The following is a 6,399-nucleotide window of genomic DNA, read 5'->3' on the forward strand; positions in this document are numbered from 1 at the left end:
CGGATTTTAAGTCCGATGTGTCTACCTATTTCACCACTCGGGCACGGTGAGTATTGTGAAACAAAAAAACCTCTCCAAGACCTGATCCGACGGAGGTTGATGACACAAATTCACTGAAATCTGGAGGCGCGACCCACCGCTTGCCACTATGTCGCAGTGCAAAGCGACGCAGCGTGATCGGCGATGCTGCCCCGTTCTTCACCCGCTCCTTGCCTGTCGACAACCTGGGACATCACTTCGGACAGCTTGCAATCGTTGCTTTGACCCTCAGCTAGCTGAAATGTTCAGCGTTTCCAACGCTGTTCAACCCAATATTGGGCTTCCCAACCCCTCAACCATAAGGATTACTGATGCTTTTCCAAGCTTTTGACCTCGGCGGCACTCTTTTGGCCAACCGCATCGTCATGGCGCCCATGACGCGCAGCCGCTCTATGCAAAACACGCCAAACGCCCTTGTTGCCAAGTATTACGAGCAACGCGCAACGGCTGGGCTTATCGTCACGGAGGGAACCTCCCCCTCCCCTAACGGCGTTGGCTATGCCCGAATTCCAGGTCTCTACAACGAAGAGCAGGTTCAGGGTTGGCGCCTTGTCACAGACGCTGTCCACAAAGCTGGCGGCAAAATCTTTGTGCAATTCATGCACACGGGGCGGGTATCGCATCAGGACAACCTGCCAGCCGGGGCACGAGTGGTCGGCCCCAGCCCGGAAGTTTGTCCAGGCGAGATGTGGACCGACAACGCGGGGATGCAGCCTCACACTGCACCGACGGCCATGACCGACGCAGACATCAGGCAAACGGTCGCCGAATATGCCAGTGCCGCCAAAATGGCCATCCAGGCAGGATTTGATGGAGTCGAATTGCATGCGGCCAATGGCTATCTGATTGAGCAATTCCTGAACCCGAACGTCAACAAACGATCCGATGGCTATGGTGGCGATGCCGATAGGCGCAACCGCTTTGCACTTGAAGTCGCGCAGGCGTGTGTGGCTGCGATTGGTGCCAACAAGGTGGGCATCCGGATTTCACCCTATGGTGTGTTCAATGCCACCGGGGCCTTTGAGGGGCTCGAAGAACAATTTCTGGCATTGACCCAAAAGTTGTCTGACATGGGCTTGGTCTATTTGCATTTGGTGGACCATTCCGCCATGGGCGCGCCGCCAGTGCCGGCTGAGTTCAAGAAGCAACTTCGGGCCGTGTTCGCGCAGACATTTGTCGCCGTGGGTGGCTTCGATGCGCAAAGTGCTGAAGCGGTACTGCAGGCAAAGGACGCCGACCTTACAGCATTTGGGCGGCCATTCATCTCGAACCCGGACCTGGTGGCGCGCATGCAAACTGGTGCATCCTTGACCGCACCCGACATGAGCACGTTTTACACACCAGGTGAGAAGGGCTACACGGACTACCCGGCAATGGCGGGTTAACACAGTCGACGGTGCCGTTTCAGCCATCCGTTCGGCGTGAGAGTCGATGTACTCACCGGCTGCCTTCAATCTCGTCGCGACGACAAACGGCCGGCAACGTTGAGTCGACCGGCCAAGACTAGACGATTGGCCTGGTTTGCAAACGCGGGCCAGGTATCCCCAACCATGAACAAAGAACAACTGCAAGCAGAACTCGACACCCTGGTGGCCACGCAGGCCGGCCTAATGGCCATCGTCGGCTCACTCATGGCTACCCATCCTGATTATGAGAAGTTCCAGCTCCACCTGACCGGACTGCTGGAAGTTCTGCTCACCGGGGAACCCGGCAAACCCTTCACAGAAAAACAGCGCCAACAAGCGCGTGAATTTGTCGAGACGCTCCAGCACCTCAACAAGGCACCGGCCAAAATTGAGCCACTGGGGTCGATGGGCACACTCTAAAGCCGCTTCGGGTTCTCAGGCAGGGTCCGGTTCAAAGACGATTTCTTTGCTGAAAAGCGCTTCTGCAGCCAACCCAACTTTCTTGGTATCCATATAGGCGTATCTCGCGACGGCCGCCGCGCCCAGCAAGGGCAGATACCTCGCCAGGCTTTTTCCCAGGACGCGTTGCGCGATTTTGATGCCAAGAAAGCCCACCGCCTTTTGCATCCACTGCAGGCTCCTGGGGTGAACAATGTAGCGCTCACCCACCTGCACCACGAAATCTCCCGCGACATGTGCTGCCGAGTGCTTGAACAGGCACCAAATCATTTGTTCCTTGGTAAGCGCGCCTAACTTGCCGTGGACAGCGGCGATGTCGGCAACCAGTTGGGACTGAACCCGCCAAATGGCATACATGTCGGGCAAGATGGTCAATAGCCCCAAGGGGCCGGGCACCAGAGCAGCACCACCTGAAATTCCGGCCGTCGTTCTGCATGCCTTGTTGATGAGTTCCGTCGCGCGAACTTTGGGGGTGGGTGAAGCCGGCTCTGTTGATTGCGGAATCGACAAAACCACATCCAGGAGCACGCCTGTGATTTGTGTTTTCACCTGCGCTTGACCAGATGACGCGGCATCAGACTTCATCGTCAAACCTCAGCCCTTGACTGGGGCAACGGCTCGGTAGCGGGCTTGCCTCTCCAGCATCCAGCCTGGATACTCCGGTGGCAAAGCACTTGCCTCGTTTAAAGCATGCAAATTCTCTGGGGTCAGCTCCAGCTTTGAGGCCCGCAGGTTGTCATCCAGTTGCTCAGGCGTTCTGGCTCCAACGATGACGGATGTCACCTGTGGGCGGCTCAGCAGCCAGGCCAAGGCTATCTGTGCCACTGACACCTGGTGTCGTTGGGCAATTGGACGCATCACATCGACGACAGCAAAGGCCCGTGACTTGTCAACGACGGGGAAGTCGAAATTGGCACGGCGAGAACCGGCGGGGCCCTGTCCATCTGGCGTGAATTTGCCGCTGAGCAGGCCACCGGCCAAAGGACTCCAGACCATCAAACCCACGTTTTGGTCTTGCAATAGGGGTATCACCTCACGCTCAAGGTCTCGACCCGCGATGGTGTAGTACGCTTGAACGCTTTCAAACCGTGACCAATGGTTTCGCTCAGAAATCGCCAAACCCTTCATGACTTGCCAGGCTGCCATGTTGCACAGTCCAATGTACCGAACCTTGCCTGAGCGCACCATGTCGTTCAAGGTCGCCAGAACCTCTTCCAAAGGCATCACCGAGTCGTAACCGTGCAGTTGGTACAGGTCGATATGGTCTAACTGGAGCCGCTTGAGGCTGGCATCAAGTTCATTCATCAGGTGGTACCTGGACTGCCCGCAGGCATTGGCTTTGGTTTCGCTCATCGGGCCGAAGGCTTTTGTCGCCACGACAATTTCATCACGAGGCAAGCCCAGACTTTTGATAGCCTGACCCGTGAGGGTTTCCGACATGCCCATGGCATACACGTTGGCGGTATCGATGAAGTTCACACCCGCGTCAAATGCCTGCTTGACTAAGGTGTTCACTGAGTCTTGCCCCAAGCCGCCCATCACTTTCCAAAATCCCTGGTCGCCAAAAGTCATGGTGCCCAGGCACATTTCAGAGACGTACAAGCCGGTTCGGCCAAGCATGCGATATTTCATGGATGTCTTTCGAAGTTTTGGTTATTTGCCCCTTGCAGAATCTCGGAGCGTGCGGCGCAGATAAGGCAATAAAGGCATGGGGTTTGAGCTTAGGTTCGAGACTAGGTTCGAGCCACATCGACCACAACTCGACCGCGAACCTTGCCTTGCAGCAGTTCACTTGCGACTTCAATGACCTGTGGCAGTCCGATTTCGCGCGTCATGTCCTCGAGTTTGGCGAATTCAAGGTCTCGAACCAGCCGGCTCCACGCCTGGTGGCGCAAATCGATGGGGGCCATGACACTGTCAATGCCGTAAAGCGTGACGCCTCGCAAAATAAAGGGTGCAACCGACCCTGGGAAATCCATGCCACCTGCCAGGCCGCACGCGGCCACCGCGCCTCGATACCGGGTTGTTGCGCAAGCATTGGCCAAGGTATGGCTCCCAACCGTATCAATGACACCAGCCCAACGCTCCTTGCCGATGGGTTTACCAGGATGAGCGAGCTCGGCGCGGTCAAGGACCTGTACTGCACCCAACGCTTTGAGGTAATCGCCTTCAGCCAAACGCCCGGTAGACGCCACCACGCTGTACCCCAGCCTGGCCAGCAAGGCGATGGCGACACTGCCCACACCACCGTTGGCGCCGGTGACCAGCACCTCCCCGTCGCCCGGTTGAGTGCCATGGCGTTCCAGTGCCAACACGCAAAGCATGGCGGTGTAACCTGCCGTACCGATGGCCATCGCCTGGCGCGGCGTGAACTCTGGTGGCAATGGAATCAGCCATTCGCCCTTGACCCTTGCCATCTGTGCCAGTCCACCACAATGGGACTCACCAACACCCCAGCCATTGAGAATGACCTTGTCTCCCGGTTTCCACGATGAATGAGTGCTCTCGATGACGGTACCAGCGAAATCAATGCCGGGAATCATGGGAAACCGGCGCACCACGGGCGATTGCCCAGTGATGGCCAGCCCATCTTTGTAATTCAATGTGGACCACTCCACCTGTACCAGCACGTCGCCAGGCGGCAAGACGGATTCGTCGATGGTTTGCAGTTCGGCTTTGTAACCAGCCTCCCCTTTGGTGATGAGGATTCCTCTAAACATAACTTCTCCAGTGTTCCAAGATACCACCTTGCAAGTCAGCGCCATGTCGTGGAGCCAATAGGCTGAACATGATGGCGAAAGTGCTTGCGCAGTGTACTTATCCGCGATTGGCACCAGTTCATAAAAGGTCACGCCGGTTGCCAGCAGCTACAAACATGAACCCGCTTCGATGCTCTGCAAGAGCAACCGAAACGCCCCGGCTTGCTTGTCTGAAATCATCAGTCCAACCTGTTTGACGAGTTGGGGCTGCAACGGCGGCGCCCCTTTCACCAATCTACCCCGAAAAGTGGGACTGAAAGCAGCCAGGGGCAGTACAGTCTGTGTCCACAACCCTGGTGAAGGCGTAAAAGGAGCCTGATAGGTCACACCATCGAAACCGGAGTCGGTCCGAAAATTGAGTTTGTAAGTGTGACCGTCTCCCCAAACCGTCATACGATAAGCCACGGTGTCCGCACAGCCCAACTCCAGCAGGGGTGCCCGCACCGACGCAAAACCCCCGTTGTTTTCCAACGAGACTTCGCCCTCAAAGACAGCGTGACCCACCACGTCAAAGCGCAACCGACTGCTTGAAACGCCGCCCATGACCCCATCGTTGATGGCATGCCAGCCTTCAGTAGATGCGGGGGTATCGAACCGATGAATCAGACTAGGCATAGAGCAATCCTAGTGGAGTTTGCGATTGCAGGTTCATTCTGTCCCATACCTCGCCTATGATACCCAGCCGGACCTTTCGCACAATCGGGGACACAAAGGCGTGCCTGTTCACTCAAACCTTGAAACATTGAACACCCTCCAACTTTCATCGACAAAGCCATGAAAGTAAGAATAGATGACCTTTGCGGTCCAGAAATAGTCGAACTTTTGGAGGAACACATTCGTAACATGTACGAATGGTCTCCGCCAGAAAGTGTTCACGCACTTGACTTGGCAAAGCTCAAGGTTCCCGAAATCACGTTCTGGACTGTGTGGCAGGACAACGTGCTGATGGGATGTGGCGCGTTGAAAGAACTAAGCCCTCTGCACGGGGAGGTCAAGTCAATGAGGACGCCGTCAGCAAGGCGGGGACTGGGTGCCGGACGTGTGATGCTCGAGCACATCATCCAGATTGCTCGTCAACGCAACTATCAGCTCCTGAGTCTGGAGACAGGTACTCAACCCGGCTTCGAACCAGCGCGTCGGCTTTACGAGAGTCACGGGTTTAAGTACTGTGGGCCGTTTGGCAGCTACCAGAATGACCCACACAGCTCATTTATGCAGTTGCACCTCTCGAGTCTTGGTCAGCAGGTCACGCAAGCGCAACCAAGCCTGCCCCTTGCCGACACCCACCGTTCGTGACCGCCCTCCTCCACGAACTCCAGACACCGAGGTCGAACTCCATCACCCTGGGGTTCGAAGCAGTCGCGAGCGCCCGGAACAATTGCTACACCCCGAGTTTGACGAGGTTGGCCGCTCAGGCCGCTCGTACAGTCGCGAAACCGTCATCAATTTCCTGTCAACGCAAGAGTCGCGTCCGGCAGTGGTGTCCCAAGGGTTTGCTGTCACTGCGCTTGGACCAGGGGTCGCGTTGCTCACTTATCGCTCTGCACAGGTTGGGCCAGACAAAAGCTTGGAGACCCACACCCTCCGGTCATCCATCTGGCTCCAGACTGGTGCTTGACGTCAACTATCCTGACCGCTCGGCGACAACTATCCTGGCCGGTGGAAGCGGGGGATGAATTCAATGCGTTATTTGGTTGAGTTGGCCTTTCTCGCTGGTGTTGTCATGGCCTGCGCTG

Annotated in this window: 8 protein-coding genes; 4 read left to right on the top strand and 4 right to left on the bottom strand. The window is 56.5% G+C overall.

Going from position 1 to position 6,399, the window contains the following annotated elements; genetic code table 11:
• The first annotated feature begins 350 nt into the window (after positions 1-350).
• Both KBF66_RS18260 and KBF66_RS18265 read left to right on the top strand, forming a co-directional pair.
• Complete coding sequence (locus KBF66_RS18260; protein WP_296660892.1) at positions 351-1,424, top strand: alkene reductase; 1,074 nt, start codon at positions 351-353, stop codon at positions 1,422-1,424.
• Positions 1,425-1,589: 165 nt separating this feature from the next.
• Positions 1,590-1,865 (top strand): hypothetical protein, encoded by a 276-nt coding sequence (locus tag KBF66_RS18265; protein WP_296660893.1) that lies wholly within the window; start codon positions 1,590-1,592, stop codon positions 1,863-1,865.
• Positions 1,866-1,880: 15 nt separating this feature from the next.
• On the opposite strand, the gene KBF66_RS18270 is transcribed toward KBF66_RS18265, so the two are convergent.
• The 4 genes from KBF66_RS18270 to KBF66_RS18285 all read right to left on the bottom strand — a co-directional run bounded on the left by KBF66_RS18270 (position 1,881) and on the right by KBF66_RS18285 (position 5,278).
• Entirely contained in the window at positions 1,881-2,489 is a 609-nt protein-coding gene (locus KBF66_RS18270) for a hypothetical protein (RefSeq protein ID WP_296660896.1), read from the bottom strand.
• Between the two features lie 9 nt (positions 2,490-2,498).
• Positions 2,499-3,536: an aldo/keto reductase gene (locus KBF66_RS18275; protein ID WP_296660899.1), complete on the bottom strand. Its 1,038-nt coding sequence runs from the start codon at positions 3,534-3,536 to the stop codon at positions 2,499-2,501.
• A 101-nt stretch (positions 3,537-3,637) separates the two neighbouring features.
• Positions 3,638-4,624, bottom strand: coding sequence for an MDR family oxidoreductase (locus KBF66_RS18280; protein WP_296660903.1), 987 nt, complete (start codon positions 4,622-4,624; stop codon positions 3,638-3,640).
• Between the two features lie 147 nt (positions 4,625-4,771).
• On the bottom strand, positions 4,772-5,278 hold the full coding sequence (locus KBF66_RS18285) for a CIA30 family protein (protein WP_296660906.1): 507 nt from the start codon (positions 5,276-5,278) through the stop codon (positions 4,772-4,774).
• A 159-nt stretch (positions 5,279-5,437) separates the two neighbouring features.
• On the opposite strand from KBF66_RS18285, the gene KBF66_RS18290 reads away from it, so the two are divergent.
• Both KBF66_RS18290 and KBF66_RS19665 read left to right on the top strand, forming a co-directional pair.
• A complete protein-coding gene (locus KBF66_RS18290; protein WP_296660911.1) occupies positions 5,438-5,959 on the top strand; it encodes a GNAT family N-acetyltransferase in 522 nt (173 codons plus the stop codon).
• The gene (locus KBF66_RS19665; protein WP_365732556.1) at positions 5,856-6,281 is read left to right on the top strand and encodes a nuclear transport factor 2 family protein; all 426 of its coding nucleotides are present in this window, start codon (positions 5,856-5,858) and stop codon (positions 6,279-6,281) included. Before KBF66_RS18290 ends, KBF66_RS19665 begins: the two co-directional genes overlap by 104 nt.
• Positions 6,282-6,399 lie beyond the last annotated feature (118 nt).

Source organism: Rhodoferax sp. (assembly GCF_018063565.1).
In the GTDB taxonomy this organism is placed as follows: Bacteria; Pseudomonadota; Gammaproteobacteria; order Burkholderiales; family Burkholderiaceae_C; genus Rhodoferax.